The sequence below is a fragment of the Streptomyces sp. NRRL F-5135 genome (assembly GCF_000719775.1).
Taxonomy (GTDB): domain Bacteria; phylum Actinomycetota; class Actinomycetes; order Streptomycetales; family Streptomycetaceae; genus Streptomyces; species Streptomyces hebeiensis.
Map to the genome: position 1 here is coordinate 125388 of NZ_JOHR01000014.1, position 14774 is coordinate 140161.

Genomic DNA, 14774 nt, shown 5'->3' on the forward strand with positions numbered 1-14774 from the left:
ACGGGCTGCGCCCAGCTAACGCCCCGGCGAGATGCGGGTCAACAGTTTGTTGAGAATCCCGTATACGAACCGGCCGCGTCCCGCGCCGGGCACGCCACCCGGCGGAACCCGCAGGCTCCGGGCACCGGTCCGCTCCGGGGAACCGTCCGCTCCGGGCACCGGTCAGTGCCGCGCGCCCTCGGTGCTCTCCCGCAGGACGAGCCGGTGCGCCACGACGCGGTCCTGTGGCGACAGGGGGGCCGCCGCCGTCACGTCACCGCCGTCCGGGGGCCTGTTGGCCTCGTCGATGCGGTGCCGCAGCAGGTGCACGGCGGACGTGGCGACCGCCGCCTTGTCGGGGGCCACGGTACTCAGGGTCGGCACGCTGTACCGCCCGCCCTCCACGTCGTCGAAGCCCATCACGGCGACGTCCTCGGGCACCCGTACACCGTGCTCGTACAGCGCGCGCAGCGCGCCCAGGGCCAGCTGGTCGTTGAGGCAGAGCAGCGCGTCGGGGCGCGCGCCGTCGCGCAGCGCGCGGGTCACCGCGTCGGCGCCGTCGGGCATCCGGAAGGCCGCCACGGGCAGCAGCGCCGCCGCGTCGTAGGCGATGCCCGCCGCCGACAGGGCCGCACGGTAGCCGCGGGTGCGCGCCTCGGCGGTGCCCAGACCCGGCGCGTCCCGGCCCCCGATGACCAGGATGTTCCGGCGTCCGAGGGCGATCAGGTGCTCGGTGGCCTCCCGCGCGGCCTGTTCGTTGTCGATCGCCACATGGTCCGCCCCCTCCTCCAGCAGTTCGCCCAGCAGGACGGTCGGCGGCGCTCCCGCGCGTTCGCGCAGGTCGTCGGAGGTCAGGGCGAGCGGGCTGAGGATGATCCCGTCGACGAAGTCGGAACCGAAGCCCGACAGCGCGGCCAGCTCGTGCCCGCGGTCCCCGCCCGACTGGTGCACCAGCACGGTCAGCGAGCACTGCTCGGCGGCGCGGATGACGTGCCGGGCGAGTTCGGCGAAGTACGGCACGTCCAGCTCCGGTACGACCAGGGCGATGACCCCGCTGCGCCCGGTGCGCAGGTGGCGGCCCGCCAGGTTCACCCGGTAGCCGAGGTGGTCGATGGCCTCGCGGACCGCGCGCCGGGTCCGGTCGGAGACATGGACGTAGTCGTTGATCACGTTCGAGACGGTCTTCTCCGACACGCCCGCATGCCGTGCGACGTCCTTGATCCTGGGTCGCGCCACCACCATCTCCCCCTGTCGTCACGGTGCGCCGAGTCTATGCCGTCGCCGGTCCGGGGCCGTCCGGCATCCTCGCGGGCGCCCGACGCGACGATCCGCGATCCGTACAACAGCCGGAGTCCCACCTCTTTACAGGCGTTGTACATCGTTGTAAAAACATGGCACCGCGCCGGTCGCCGCCAGCGGTGCCCGCCCGTCGCACGGAGTGGGCCGCCACCGGTCGCCATGCCGGTGTCCGCCGTCAACCGACCCGGTCGACCGGCCGTTCGAAAGGTCCATGATGAGTTCTTCCCCACCGGCCCCCCGGCCGCGGCCCGCGTTCACGCCCCCGCCCCCGCCGACGGCGAGTGTCAGCCGCCGCGGGCTCCTGCGCTACGGCATGGCCGGGGCCGGCGCCGCGCTGCTCGCCTCCGGCCCGCTGACCGGCTGCGCGTCACCGGCCGCGTCCGCGGAGCCCTCGGCCCTGAGCGTCTGGGACCCCTTCCAGGGCGGGGACGGCATGCTGATGGACGACATGATCAAGGCCGTCTCCACCGGCCGTGACGCCTTCACCGTCGATCGCACGATCCTCGAATGGGGTCCGTCGTACTACACCAAGCTCGCCATGTCGGCCGCCGGAGGCCGGGCGTCCGACGTGGCCGTCCTCCACCTCTCCCGGCTGGCCGGATACGCGCCCGGCGGCTTGCTGGACCCCTTCGACCTGGACCTGCTCGCCGAATTCGGCTGCACCGAGGCGGACTTCACCCCGGCCGTCTGGAAGCGGACCCAGCACCAGGGGACCGTCTACGCGATCCCCCTGGACGTCCACCCCTTCATCGTCTTCTACGACCGTGACGCCGCGGACAAGGCCGGACTCCTGGACTCCTCCGGCGAACTCGCCCCGATGGGCTCCCCCGAGGCGCTGCTGGACGCGGGCAAGGCGCTCGCGAAGGCCAACGGCGGCGCGGGCATCCTCTTCGGCCATGTCAACGACCCGGCCCAGACCTGGCGGCTGTTCGCCGCCCTCTACGCCCAGACCGGCTCCGCCTTCACCCTGCCGGAAGGCGGCACGGCCCGGATCGACATCGACGCCGCGAACCGCGTCGTGACGTTCATGCAGCAACTGTTCGACGGGAAGACCAACCCCAACAACCTCGACTACTACGGTTCGGTGGCCACGTTCATCGGCGGCCGCGGCGGCATGGCCATGCTCGGCGAGTGGGAGCTGCCGACCCTGCGGAAGTCGGGCATCCCCCTGGGTGCCGCTCCCTTCCCGCAGGTCTTCGACCGCCCCGCCGTCTACACCGACTCCCACAGCTTCGTCCTGCCCCACCAGGCCGACCCGGACCCCGCACGGCGGCGCGAGGCCCACCGCTACATCGCCCGGATGCTGTCGCAGAGCCTCACCTGGGCGAGCGCCGGGCACATCCCCGCGTACCAGCCCGTCCTGTCCCGCCCCGAGTACGGGAAGCTGCGCCCCCAGTCGTCCTACGCGGACGCGGGCGAGGTGGCGGTCCTCGATCCGCCGAACTGGTTCGCCGGCGCGGCCTCGAACTTCCAGAACCGCATGTGCCAGCCCCTCCAGGCGGCGCTGCTCGGCAACATTCCGGCCGAGAAGGCGGTGCGGCAGATGGTCCGCGAGGCGAACACGCTGCTTCAGCAGCCCAACCCGGTGGCCTGACCGGAGCACAAGGAGCCACAGACGTGACAACCACCGCACCCACCGCGCCCACGGGTGGCGCCGCGCCCACCGGCACGCCACCGTCCACCACCCCCCGCGGCCGGGGCCCCTTCCGGAAGAAGGACACCGCGGGCGGGAGCAGCGGCCTGCTCTTCGTCCTGCCCTTCCTGGTGTTCTTCGGCCTCTTCCTGATCTGGCCCGTCGCCCATGGCCTGTGGATGAGCCTCACCGACAGCTCGCTCGCGCTGCGCGACACGGCCTTCGTCGGTTTCGCCAACTACGCCGAGGCCTTCGGTGACCCGGACGTCTGGCGCAGTCTGGGCAACACGGTCTTCTTCACCCTCATCACATGCGTCCCCCTGGTACTGCTCGCACTCGCGATGGCGCTGCTGGTCCACAGCGGGCTGGCCGGCCAGTGGGCGTGGCGGCTGGCGTTCTTCGCGCCCTATCTGCTGCCCGTCACCGTGGTGACCCTCATCTGGGCCTGGCTCTACCAGCCCGAACTCGGCTTCGGCAACCAGTTGCTCGCCGCGCTCGGCATGGAACCCGTCGGCTGGCTGTCGGACGAGTCGGTCGCCATGTGGTCCATCGCCGCCCTGACCGTCTGGTGGACGATCGGCTTCAACTTCCTGCTCTACCTGGCCGCGCTCCAGTCCCTGCCGGAGGCCCTCGACGAGGCCGCCGTGCTCGACGGCGCGGGCGCCTGGCGGCGGCTGTGGTCCATCACCCTGCCCCAGCTGCGCCACACCACGGTGCTGGTGGCCATGCTCCAGGTCCTGGCGTCGCTCAAGGTCTTCGACCAGATCTACATCCTCACCAAGGGCGGCCCGAACGGCACCACCCGCCCGATCCTCGAGTACGTCTACGACGTCGGGTTCACCGGGTACCGGCTGGGTTACGCCTCGGCCGTCTCATACGTCTTCTTCGCGCTGGTGATCGTCATCTCCATCGCGCAGCTCCGCTTCTTCCGCACGGAGGACTGAACGTGTCCGCTACCGCAACCGCTGTGCGCCCGCGGCGCCGCGCACCCCGCGCATCCGACGGTTCACCGATGCTCCTCGGCCACGGCCGGCTGCCGCGCGTGCTGGCCGGGTCCGCCCTGGTCGTCCTCGCGGCCGTCTGGCTGCTGCCGTTCGTCTGGGCGGTCGCCACCTCGTTCCAGAGCGAGCAGGACGTGGCGAAGCCCGGTCTGTTCCCGTTCAAGGGCGCGCTCACGCTGGAGTCCTACGAGCGGATCCTTTCCCGCGGAAACGTTCCGACCTGGGCCTTCAACAGCTTTCTCATAGCCGGTCTGGTCACCCTGATCACCGTGGCCCTCTCCACACTGGCCGCCTACGGTTTCGCGCGGGGTACGTTCCGGGGCCGCCGGACCCTCCTGGCCGTCACCGTCGCCGCCATCATGGTGCCGCCGCAGCTGCTCGTCGTCCCCCTCTTCAAACAGATGCTGCTGTTCCACCTGGTCGACACCTACGCCGCGGTCATCCTGCCCCAAGTGGTGGCGCCGATGATGGTGTTCATCCTCAAGAGGTTCTTCGAGGGGCTGCCCCGGGAACTGGAGGACGCCGCCAGGATCGACGGCGCGTCCGAGCTCAGGGTGTTCCTGTCGGTCGTGCTGCCGTTGTCCCGGCCGATCGTGGCCTCCGTCGCGATCTTCGTCTTCATCGGCGCCTGGAACAACTTCATGTGGCCGTTCATCGTCACCAACGACCCCGACCTCATGACGCTCCCGGTGGGCCTGGCCACCGTCAGGGACTCCTTCGGCATCCTGTACGCGCAGTCCATGGCCTCCGCGCTGCTGGCCTCGCTGCCGCTGATCGTCATGTTCCTCCTCTTCCAGCGCCGCATCGTCAAGTCCGTGGCCACCACGGGCTTCGGCGGCACCTGACCATGTCCCGGCCGGACGCGGCCCCGGCCCGCTTCCGAACCCGGATCCGGGCTCGGCTCCGGACCCGGCTCGGAACAGCCGCTTCCGGCCTCGGCTCCGCACGCGCGCTCCCGGTCCGTCCCACGCGGCCGGGAGCGCGGGGCGTCGCGGTCTCCGCCGCCCCGCCCCCATTGCGCGACAGATCAGTCCGAGTCATATTTACATCGATGTACATCACGGGGCCCGGTCACCGCGCCGCCCCGCCCGCCCACACACCGACTGGAGCATGTGTGCCCACCCCCGCCGTACCGCGCCCGGAGTACCCCCGCCCGCAGTTCGTCCGCAAGGACTGGCTCAATCTCAACGGCACCTGGCAGTTCGAGACCGACCGGGGCGACAGCGGCCTCGAGCGGGGGCTGACGGACCGGCCGCTGACCCGCGAGATCCTGGTCCCCTTCCCGCCCGAGTCGGAGCTGTCCGGCATCGGTGACACGGACTTCCTGGAGGCCGTGTGGTACCGGCGGGTGCTCACCCTGCCCCCCGAGTGGGCGGGACGCAGCGTGCTGCTGCACTTCGGCGCCGTCGACTACGACACCACCGTGTGGGCCGACGGCGTCGAGGTGGCCCGCCACCGGGGCGGGTTCACACCGTTCACCGCCGACCTCGGTGACATCGCCGGCGGCGGTGGCGAGGTCACCCTCACCGTCCGCGCCCGCGACCCGCGGTCGGGCCCGCAGGCCCGGGGCAAGCAGGCCGTCCAGTACGCCAACCACGACTGCAACTACACCCGGGTCACCGGCATCTGGCAGACCGTGTGGCTGGAGCCCGTCCCCGATCTCCACCTGCGGCGCCCCCGCATCACGCCCGACCTGGCGGGCTCGGCCTTCCACCTGGAACTGCCCCTCTCCGGCAACCGCCCGGGGTACCGGGTGCGCGCCGTGCTCTTCGACGCCGACGGCGAGGTCGCCCGCGCGGAGGCCCGCGCCGACCTCGACCTCGCACCGCGCCTGCACCTGCCGGTACCCGAGGAGCGTCGGCGCGAGTGGGGACCGGCGGACCCGCACCTGTACGACCTGCGGATCGAACTCGTCGACGCGGCGGGCGAGGTGACCGACAGCGCGGAGAGCTACGCCGGTCTCCGGGCGGTCGGCATCCGGGGCAAGGCCGTCACGCTCAACGGGCGGCCCCTCTTCCAGCGGCTGGTGCTCGACCAGGGCTGGTACCCGGACGGCCTGATGACCGCGCCGACCGACGAGGCCCTGCGCCGCGACATCGAACTCGCCCTGGCGGCGGGCTTCAACGGGGCGCGGCTGCACCAGAAGGTCTTCGAAGAGCGCTTCCTCTACCACGCGGACCGCCTCGGCTACCTGGTCTGGGGCGAGTTCGGCGACTGGGGCTGCGAGACCGGCGGTTCGTCGGGAGACAACCAGCAGCCGGACGCCTCCTACACCGGCCAGTGGCTCGAAGCGCTGGAGCGCGACTACTCGCACCCGTCGATCATCGGGTGGTGCCCGCTCAACGAGACGTACCAGAAGCTGCACGACCGCATCACCCAGCTCGACGCCGTGACCCGGGCGATGTTCCTGGCCACGAAGGCCATGGACACGACCAGGCCGGTGATCGACGCGTCCGGCTACGCCCACCGGGTCGCCGAGACCGACATCTACGACTCCCACAGCTACGAGCAGGACCCGGCCGCCTTCCGGCGCCAGATGTCCGGCCTCGCCAAGGACGACCCGTTCGTCAACGCGTACGAGAACGGCGCCGCCTACTCACAGCCGTACCGCGGCCAGCCCTACTTCGTCAGCGAGTTCGGCGGCATCTGGTGGGACCCCGCCGCGGCCGCCGCGCAGTCCGGCGAGGACCGGACGGAGTCCTGGGGATACGGGGAACGGGTGCGCGACGAGGAGGAGCTCCAGACGCGGTTCGCGGGGCTCACGGGCGTCCTGCTGGACGACCCGGCCATGTTCGGCTACTGCTACACCCAGCTGACCGACGTGTTCCAGGAGCGCAACGGCATCTACCGTTTCGACCGCGGCACCAAGATGGACGTCGAGCGGATCCGCGCCGCGCAGGCGCGTCCGGCCGCGATCGAGGAGCAGGACCCCGCGTAGGGACGCCTCTCCGCCGCACGCGGACAGCGGTACGGCGCCTCCCCGGCGGATGCCGGGGGAGGCGCCGTACCACGTCGGCCGGGTCCGGTCTCCTGGGCCTCGGAGCTTGCGCATCGCGCATCGCGCGTCGCACGTCGCGCTTCGGGCCTCGGGAGAACCGTCAGGCCCGTTGCAGCCGCCAGAGCTGGGGCTGGAGGCCGTTGCACGTCCACTGCCGTACATTGGCGCCCGCTTCCCGCGAGCCCTCGGCGACATCCAGGCACTGACCGCTGGACCTGGCGATGAGCCGGTAGTAGCCGCGGCTGGCGTTCTCCAGCCGCCAGTCCTGCGCGGCGGCGCCGTTGCAGTACCACTGCCGGACGTTCGCGCCCGGCGCCTGCGAACCGTCCTTCACGTCCAGGCAGTACCCGCTGTTGCGCCCGGTGAGGGTGAAGTGGGCACCGCCGCGGGCGCGCAGGGTCCAGTCCTGCGGCCCCAGGCCGTTGCAGGTCCACTGCTGCACGTTGCCGCCCGGCTCCCGCGAGTCCTTGTCCACGTCCAGGCAGTGCCCGCTGTTCGCGTTCGTGAGCCGGTACAGGGCACCGTCCGCCACACCGGCCGCGTCACCGCTGCCGGTGATCCCGCCCGTGGCGTAGTACGGCGTGCAGACACCGCCGTCCCAGTCGGTGGCTATCTGGAAGACCTGCCTCCCGTCGGCCGAGGGCAGCAGCGGGGAACTGTAGTTCTGGCAGTAGTTGGCGCTCGGGTTCGCGACCCGTACCGGCGACTCGATCTCGTACCAGGGTCCGGAGCCGTTCTCCGTGTTGGCGAGGATGGTGCGCCCGCTGTCCGCCGCGGGGGTGCCGTCCCGGTTGAGCAGCATCTGCCCGATCAGCAGGAGCCTGCCGTTCGGTCCGCCGTCCGGCGCGGGCGCCCAGGCGATGGTGGGCGCGGCCCTGAAGTACTTGCCGTCGACCGTCTCCGGCCGGAACCCGAGCGAGGCCGGGTCGCCCCAGTTCCAGCCGTCCGCCGACGTCCGGTGGTGCACCACGCACTGGTACTGACCGCCGGGGTTGCAGATCTCGTAGCTCATGAAGTACGTGCCGTTGGGCAGCGTGCGCACCACCGGCATCCCGGGCCGGTCGGGCTGCCAGGTGCTCGCCACCGTGTCCCGGCGGTCCTGCCAGCGCACACCGTCGTAGCTGCGGGAGGCGGACAGCTTCTGGCTGTGACCGGGGTCGGTCTCGTCGGCGTAGTGGCAGACGAGCGCCCCGTCGGCCGCTACGGAGAACTCCGGTTCCCACAGCCCGCCCGTACCGCTCGCGGTGGCGCAGGACGACAGGTAGGACCAGGTGCGGCCCACGTCGTTGCTGCGCCAGACACGCAGGGCCATGCGCCGGTCCGGCTCGTCCTGCCCGGCGGACGCCGACCACAGCAGGGTGCCGGCCGGCAACGCGCCCACCTGCCGCGGAAGTTCGAACAGGGTGCCGCAGCACTGGCCTTGGCCCCCGGACGACTCCGGGTCGGCGATCCTGCCCACTTCCCGGAAGACCGAGCCGTTGTCCGTGCTCTCGTGGATGGCGCCGATCCCGCTGTTGCCGTCGAACGTGGTCACGCTCGCGAGCACGCGTCCGTTCGCGGCGCCGTTGTGAGCCAGCCGGATGGCCCGGGGGTACAGCCCCGTGCCGTTCCGCAGCGGCGTTCCCGTGGCGGCGGGGGCGGCGCTCTTCACCGCGGCACTCGCCGCGTCTGTGGGCCGGGCGGACGCGGCGGGCACGGCCAGCGCGAGGCTCAGCGTCCCCGCCAGCCCCAGCAGCAGGGCCCGGCCCGCCCGCCGCCGGAAGCGGCCGCCGGTGTCGGGGCGGGCCGGCTGAGCGGCGGACGGGCCGTACGAGGGGGATCGGCGAAGTCCGAGGAGACGTGGTCGGCGAAGACGCAAGGCGGGGGTCCTTCCTGAGTGCACAACGGGGCGGTACGGCAGGACAGCGCCGTCCGCGCGCCGTCGGCGTGCCGTAACCCGGCCAGGCGCACGGGCGCCGACGCGTCGCGCTGACCGCGCTGACCGCGAGCGTCACAGTAGAGCCGCTTGTACATCGATGTACACAGGCGTGCGAAGGCTTTTTACATCGTTGTACAGAGCACGACCGGCCCCACCGCCCGTCGCCGCCGCGCTCCGTGGCCCGTACCGGCTCACGCGCCGAGGGCGGGGAACGGCTCGCCCTGGCGTGCCGGTTGATCGAGCGAGGCGAGTCACGCTTCGAGGTGGTCGCGCGGCGCAGCGGGCTCGGCACCGCCGCCAGCCTCCGGGCGCTGATGCGCCGCGAGACCGGCATCACCCCGTCGGAGTACAGGCGGCGGTTCGGCCCCGAGGCGCATTGACGGCGACGCGTCCGCCGGACGGCTCCAGGGCCTCGCCCACCGCTCGAACGACGGCCCGTCAACCACCGCTCCCGACGTGCCAGTTGGTGATTCCGCGCATCACCGGTGGTCGCTTATGATCTTGGTCATGACTTCGCAGAGCCCCGAAAAGAGCCCGTCCCGCAAGCAGCGACTCCAGGAGAAGCAGAAGCGCCAGCTGGCGGTCGTCGACGCCGTCGACAAGGCGGAGGCCAAGCTGAGGAAGGCCGAGGCGGAGCTGGCCGAGGCCGTGGCGGAAGCGGTGGAGGTCTTCGGGAGCGATCTGGGCGCCTCGGAGGAGCTCGGACTGCCCGTCGACACGGTCCGCGGTTACCTGCGGCTCGTCGAGGGCGGTGCGGACGGCACCGACGGCACCGACGGCGCCGAGGAGCCCGGCGGGACCACGGAGGAGACGGCTTCGGAACGGAGCCCGGTGAAGGCCGGTGCGAAGGCGGCCCGTACGCGGGAGGCGACGGAAGCCACCGCCGCGACGGCGCCGGAACCCGCCATGGCGTAGCCCCCGGCCGGTCTCGCCCCGGGGACGTCGATCGCGGGCTGCTGATGGCCAGTTCATGCCTGTTCACGCCAGTCACGCGGGATCGCCCGGACCGGCGCCGAGGTGACCCCGAGCGGGCCGGCTCCCTATGAGGGCCGGCCCGCTCCCGCTCGTCGGGTCGCTCATCACCAGGCCCCACCACGGGAGTCCGGACGAGGGACCCTCAGCCCCTCCCCATAGCCTCGCTCTTGGTGGACGATAGGACACGGAGCGCGACGGCGCGCCACTGGAGATGACGAGGCGGCCGAAGAGGCCCGAGGGGATGAAGGGGTCGTGATGGGAGAGAGCGTGTCGGTGCGCTGCCCGGACTGCGGTGTCGATCACGCCTTCATGGCGTCGGTCTACCCCTGCGCCTGCGGGGCGCCGGTCGCACCGCCGCTGGCGCGCGACATACCGGCGGAGCCGGTCACCCACCGCTCGTGGGTGGACGAGTGGGTGGTGGTGCGCTGCACGGCGTGCGGCCGGCACGGCCACTGGCCGCAACCGGAGCTGGGCTGCCCGTGCGGCACGGTGCTGCGGATCCCGGTACGGCCGGCGGGCGGCCCGCAGGACTGGACGGACGCGGGCTTCGCACCGGGCGCGGAGGGCGTACGGGGCCCGGGAGCCGTGGAGGACACGGGAGCCGTACCGGACGGGCGCGGCACGCCGGACACGTCCCCCCGGCCGGGCGGGAGTCCGGCACCGGATCACCGCTCGGGGCCGGATCACCACTCGGGACCGGACCACCGCTCGGGGCCCGATCACCGCTCGGGGCCCGATCACCGCTCGGGACCGGACCGCGCCTCGGAACGGGGAGGCGGCTCGGAAGCGGGAGGCAGGCGATCCGCCCCCGAACTCCCGTCGGGCGAAGGCCCGTTCACCGACCGGCCGACGGACCGGCCTCAGCCCCGCCACCCCGCGCACATCCCGTTGCCGCGTACGGCCGCCTCCCCGCGTCCGTCCTTCCGGCCGCCCACGATCCGTACGAGCGAGGACGCCGTGACCGCCGCGGCGCTCTACCTTCGCTGGCTGGGCTTCAAGAGCGTCGTCCGGGCGGCGGACGAGGCTGACTCCGGCGTCGATCTGCGCGGCACGGACGTCGTCGCCCAGGTCGATCCCACCACCAGCCCGGCCTCACTGCGCTCCGTCGAATGCCTCTGGCTCAACGGGCTGAGCGCGTCGGCGGTGGGGGTGTTCTTCGCGCTGGCCGGTTACGCGGAGGACGCCCGGGCGCGCGCGGACGACCTCGGTCTCCCGCTCTTCGTCATCGACCTCACCGGCGCCCCCCAGCCGGTCAACGGCCCGGCGTACGAACTGGTCTCGGCGGGCGCGTAGCAGCCCCCCGGGTCCCGCCGCGGCATCCCGCCCGTACCGTTCCGTTCCCGGCTGCTCACCGTTGCGGCTCGTGAGCGGGGACGGTCAGCCGCCGAGCGGCCCGTACGTCCGGTCGTGGAAGGTGAAGGCGGTCGGCTCGGCCTCGTCCTCCTCGCGGAAGTACCCGCCGTAGCCGGGGTCCTCGACGTGCGGGGCGAGCAGATCGAGGACGGTGACGAGTTCCTCCATGTCGTCGTCCAGCCAGTAGTTGCGGGTGAACAGCCCCCACGCGTGATGCTCCTCCCCCTCCCCCGTGACGAAGCGCGCCTGCCGCGTCAGCGAAGCGAAGTCTCCTCCGGGCAGGCGGCTGTCCGCGTCGGGCTCGAGCAGCGGGTACGCGTGCGTCTCCCCGTCGAGCTCTGTGGGCCGCTCCCGCGCCTTGCCCAGATGCCAGCGCAGCGCGGCCAGGACGGAGGCGGGCGTGTCGTCGCGGAGGAAACAGGTGAAGACGACTTCGTAGCGAGAGCTCACGCACCGCATTGTGCACGACGGCGAGCGCGCGACCGCCGGTTCGACCGGGATCCGGCCGACTTGTCAGGCAAGCGGCGGGTGCCGCCGGAGCGGTCAGGCGGGAGGAGCGCGCCACCCGGTGCGCCCGGCGGTCGCGGACGGGCTCCGGCCGCCCGCCGACGCGCGGCGCGAGCGCGAGGCCCGTACGGGTCCGCCGGGCACCCGAGTGTCTCCCGGTGTGTCCCGGCGCCTCCCCGCCCGCCGCCGTCCGGCCGGGCGAGGCGGGCCACAGCCACAGCCACAGCCACAGCCGTAGCCGGCGCCGTAGGCGTAGCCGTCAGCGCACGTCCCCCTCGTCGTACTCGTGCTCGGTCCGCCCGCCGGCAGTCCGCTCCCGGAGCTCGATCCGGCGGATCTTCCCGGACACGGTCTTCGGCAGCTCCGCGAACTCGAGGCGCCTGACGCGCTTGTACGGTGCCAGGACCGCACGCGAGTGGGCGAAGATCATCTTCGCCGTGTCGGGACCGGGCTCCCAGCCCTCGGCGAGGACGACGTACGCCTTCGGCACCGCCAGCCGCACCGGATCCGGCGCCGGGACGACCGCGGCCTCCGCCACCGCCTCGTGCTCCAGCAGCGCGCTCTCCAGCTCGAAGGGCGAGATCTTGTAGTCGGAGGCCTTGAAGACGTCATCGCTCCGGCCGATGTACGTGATGTAGCCGTCGGCATCGCGCGCGCCGATGTCACCGGTGCGGTAGTAGCCGCCCGCCATCGCCTCGGCGGTCCTGGCGGGGTCGCCGTGGTAGCCGGTCATCAGGCCGACCGGGCGGTCGGCGAGGTCGAGCGCGATCTCCCCCTCCGCCGCGCCGGGCGCGCCGGTGACCGGGTCGAGCAGCTCGACCGCGAAACCGGGGGTCGGGCGGCCCATGGAGCCCGTCTTGAGCGGCTGCCCCGGGGGGTTGGCGACCTGGACGGCGGTCTCGGTCTGCCCGAAGCCGTCCCTGATCGTCACGCCCCACGCCCGCCGGACCGTCTCGATCACCTCGGGGTTGAGCGGTTCGCCCGCCGCCACGGCCTCGCGCGGCGGGGTGCGCAGCTGGGACAGGTCGGCCTGGATGAGCATGCGCCACACGGTGGGCGGGGCGCAGAAGCTGGTGACGCCCGCCTCGTCCATCGCCGCCATGAGCCGGGCCGGGTCGAAGCGGGTGTAGTGGTGGATGAAGACGGTCGCCTCCGCGTTCCACGGGGCGAAGAGGTTCGACCAGGCGTGCTTGGCCCAGCCGGGCGAGGCGATGTTCAGGTGTACGTCGCCGGGTCGCAGCCCGATCCAGTACATGGTCGCGAGGTGGCCGATCGGGTACGAGGCGTGCGTGTGCTCCACGAGCTTGGGCCGGGCGGTCGTACCGGAGGTGAAGTACAGCAGCAGCGGGTCGTCCGCATGGGTGATGCCGAGCGGCTCGAAGGTCTCCGGGCGGGTGTACGCCTCCTCGTACGGCAGCCAGCCGGCGGCCGGGCCCGGGTACGCCGCGCCGCCGCCGGTCGGGGATCCGGTCCCCGCCCCCGGTACCAGTCCCGCTCGCGGTTCCGGTGCGGACTCCGGCCCCGGTCCTGTCGCCGGTCGCGTCTCCGTTCCGGCCGCCGGTCGCGTCTCCGCCCCCGCCGCCGGTCCCGGCCCGAGTCCCTCCGTGGACCCGACCACGATCCGGGTGAAGTCCCCCTCGATCCCCGTGAACTTCTCCGTGTCCTCCGCCCTGGCGATCACATGGGCGGCCCGGCCGCGTTCGACGCGGTCCCGCAGGTCCGCCGGGCCGAGCAGCGGCGTCGCGGGAATCACGACGGCCCGGAGCTTCATCGCGGCGAGGGCCGTCTCCCACAGCTCGACCTGGTTGTCGAGCATGACCACGACGCGGTCCCCCGGCCGCACGCCCTGCTCGCGCAGCCAGTTCGCCGCGCTGTTGGAGCGGGCCGACATGTCGGCGAAGCTGAGGCGGACGCGGCGGCCGTCCTCCTCGACGATGTGCAGCGCGACCCGGTCGTTGCCCTCCGCGATCCGGTCGAACCAGTCCAGCGCCCAGTTGAAGCGTTCGGGGCGCGGCCAGACGAAGCCCTCGTACGCCCGCGCGTAGTCCTCCCGGTGCGCCAGCAGGAAGTCCCGGGCCGCCCGGAACTCCTCGGTCGGACCACCCGCCGCGCCTGTCGAGCCCGTCGACGCCCGTGCCCTCATGTGTGTCCTCCTCTGTCCTGCCTCGTTGCGGGACCCTTCCCCTGCATCGTGTAATCAGTCGGTGCGTCGCACCAGCCCCCCGTACGGGAGGCGTCTCGGTGCGGCCGGGCCACGGGAGAGGTTGCACATGGTGTCCTTGGAACGGTTCCTGGCGTTCGCCGCGATGTCGTTGGTGGTGATCGTGATCCCGGGGCCGAGCGTGCTCTTCGTGATCGGGCGGGCCCTGGCCCACGGCCGCCGGACGGCGCTCGCGTCCGTGTTCGGCAATGTGGTCGGCTCGTACGCCCTGATCGTGGCGGTCGCGCTGGGGGTGGGCACACTGGTCGAGGCGTCGGTCACCGTCTTCCTGGCCGTCAAGCTCGCGGGCGCCGCCTACCTGGTCTTCCTAGGAGTACAGGCGTTCCGGCACCGCGGGGACCTGCGGGCATCCGCCATGGAGGGACCCGCCGGACCGGCGCGGAGCGATCTCCGTACCGTGGTGGACGGCTTCGTCGTGGGGATCACCAATCCCAAGGGGATCGTGTTCTTCGCGGCCGTGCTGCCGCAGTTCGTGGACCACTCGGCGGGCCGTCTCGCCGCGCAGATGCTGGTCCTCGGACTGGTGCCCATCGCTATCGGCCTGGTCACCGACACCCTGTGGGGCCTGGGCGCGGCGGCCGCGCGGAGCTGGTTCGCCCGGTCCGAGCGGCGGCTGTCGCTGGTGGGCGGCGCGGGCGGATTCGCGATGATCGGTCTCGGGGTCACGGTCGCGGCGACGGGCCGGGCCGACTGAGCCACGCGGGGCCGTGGGCTGTCGAGCGGGCCGAAGGAGCGGGGCCGGCCGAGCGAGCCGGGCGGGGCCGGCACCGGGACACCGGGTGAATGCCGGGTGCCCGGAGGGGCGGGTGCCCGGAGGGGCGGGTGCCCGGGCGGGCGGTGTTCCGAGCGAGCCAGCTTCACGACCGGCCGTCGTCCGGGCGGGCGGTGTT

Annotated in this window: 11 protein-coding genes and 1 pseudogene; 8 read left to right on the forward strand and 4 right to left on the reverse strand. The window is 72.6% G+C overall.

The annotated features are described in order from the left end of the window. Positions 1-162 precede the first annotated feature (162 nt). A complete protein-coding gene (locus tag IG02_RS0124570; protein WP_030752126.1) occupies positions 163-1215 on the reverse strand; it encodes a LacI family DNA-binding transcriptional regulator in 1053 nt (350 codons plus the stop codon). Between the two features lie 277 nt (positions 1216-1492). Between IG02_RS0124570 and IG02_RS0124575 the strand changes: the two genes are divergently transcribed. From IG02_RS0124575 to IG02_RS0124590, 4 genes are all read left to right on the forward strand, one after another. After that, positions 1493-2872 carry an extracellular solute-binding protein gene (locus tag IG02_RS0124575; protein ID WP_030752130.1) on the forward strand — a complete coding sequence of 460 codons (1380 nt, stop codon included), beginning with the start codon at positions 1493-1495 and terminating at the stop codon, positions 2870-2872. A 23-nt stretch (positions 2873-2895) separates the two neighbouring features. Continuing rightward, entirely contained in the window at positions 2896-3855 is a 960-nt protein-coding gene (locus tag IG02_RS0124580) for a carbohydrate ABC transporter permease (RefSeq protein ID WP_030752133.1), read from the forward strand. A gap of 2 nt (positions 3856-3857) precedes the next feature. Further along, positions 3858-4757: a carbohydrate ABC transporter permease gene (locus IG02_RS0124585; RefSeq protein ID WP_030752136.1), complete on the forward strand. Its 900-nt coding sequence runs from the start codon at positions 3858-3860 to the stop codon at positions 4755-4757. 269 nt (positions 4758-5026) lie between these two features. Further along, complete coding sequence (locus tag IG02_RS0124590; RefSeq protein WP_030752139.1) at positions 5027-6850, forward strand: glycoside hydrolase family 2 protein; 1824 nt, start codon at positions 5027-5029, stop codon at positions 6848-6850. 160 nt (positions 6851-7010) lie between these two features. Here IG02_RS0124590 and IG02_RS0124595 read toward each other — a convergent pair whose 3' ends face one another. Further along, positions 7011-8768, reverse strand: a complete 1758-nt coding sequence (locus IG02_RS0124595) for an RICIN domain-containing protein (protein WP_030752142.1) — start codon at positions 8766-8768, stop codon at positions 7011-7013. Positions 8769-9034: 266 nt separating this feature from the next. Here IG02_RS0124595 and IG02_RS0124600 point away from each other — a divergent pair. From IG02_RS0124600 to IG02_RS0124610, 3 genes and pseudogenes are all read left to right on the forward strand, one after another. Beyond that, a pseudogene (locus tag IG02_RS0124600) lies at positions 9035-9208 on the forward strand (AraC family transcriptional regulator); the annotation flags it as partial. A 127-nt stretch (positions 9209-9335) separates the two neighbouring features. Then, positions 9336-9743, forward strand: a complete 408-nt coding sequence (locus tag IG02_RS43095; protein ID WP_234314896.1) for a hypothetical protein — start codon at positions 9336-9338, stop codon at positions 9741-9743. Positions 9744-10058: 315 nt separating this feature from the next. Next, on the forward strand, positions 10059-11096 hold the full coding sequence (locus tag IG02_RS0124610; RefSeq protein WP_030752157.1) for a hypothetical protein: 1038 nt from the start codon (positions 10059-10061) through the stop codon (positions 11094-11096). Positions 11097-11180: 84 nt separating this feature from the next. Here IG02_RS0124610 and IG02_RS0124615 read toward each other — a convergent pair whose 3' ends face one another. Both IG02_RS0124615 and IG02_RS0124620 read right to left on the reverse strand, forming a co-directional pair. Then, entirely contained in the window at positions 11181-11606 is a 426-nt protein-coding gene (locus IG02_RS0124615; protein WP_030752160.1) for a hypothetical protein, read from the reverse strand. A gap of 316 nt (positions 11607-11922) precedes the next feature. Then, the gene (locus IG02_RS0124620) at positions 11923-13806 is read right to left on the reverse strand and encodes an AMP-binding protein (RefSeq protein ID WP_030752163.1); all 1884 of its coding nucleotides are present in this window, start codon (positions 13804-13806) and stop codon (positions 11923-11925) included. A 127-nt stretch (positions 13807-13933) separates the two neighbouring features. Between IG02_RS0124620 and IG02_RS0124625 the strand changes: the two genes are divergently transcribed. Further along, positions 13934-14578 carry a LysE family translocator gene (locus IG02_RS0124625; RefSeq protein WP_030752164.1) on the forward strand — a complete coding sequence of 215 codons (645 nt, stop codon included), beginning with the start codon at positions 13934-13936 and terminating at the stop codon, positions 14576-14578. The last annotated feature ends 196 nt before the right edge of the window (positions 14579-14774 follow it).

Excerpts from the sequence above, each read along its gene's own strand:
- IG02_RS0124575 (WP_030752130.1), top strand. The coding sequence starts at position 1,493 with ATGAGTTCTTCCCCACCGGCCCCCCGGCCGCGGCCCGCGTTCACGCCC.
- IG02_RS43095 (WP_234314896.1), top strand. The coding sequence starts at position 9,336 with ATGACTTCGCAGAGCCCCGAAAAGAGCCCGTCCCGCAAGCAGCGACTC.
- IG02_RS0124610 (WP_030752157.1), top strand. The coding sequence starts at position 10,059 with ATGGGAGAGAGCGTGTCGGTGCGCTGCCCGGACTGCGGTGTCGATCAC.
- IG02_RS0124620 (WP_030752163.1), bottom strand. The coding sequence starts at position 13,806 with ATGAGGGCACGGGCGTCGACGGGCTCGACAGGCGCGGCGGGTGGTCCG.
- IG02_RS0124625 (WP_030752164.1), top strand. The coding sequence starts at position 13,934 with ATGGTGTCCTTGGAACGGTTCCTGGCGTTCGCCGCGATGTCGTTGGTG.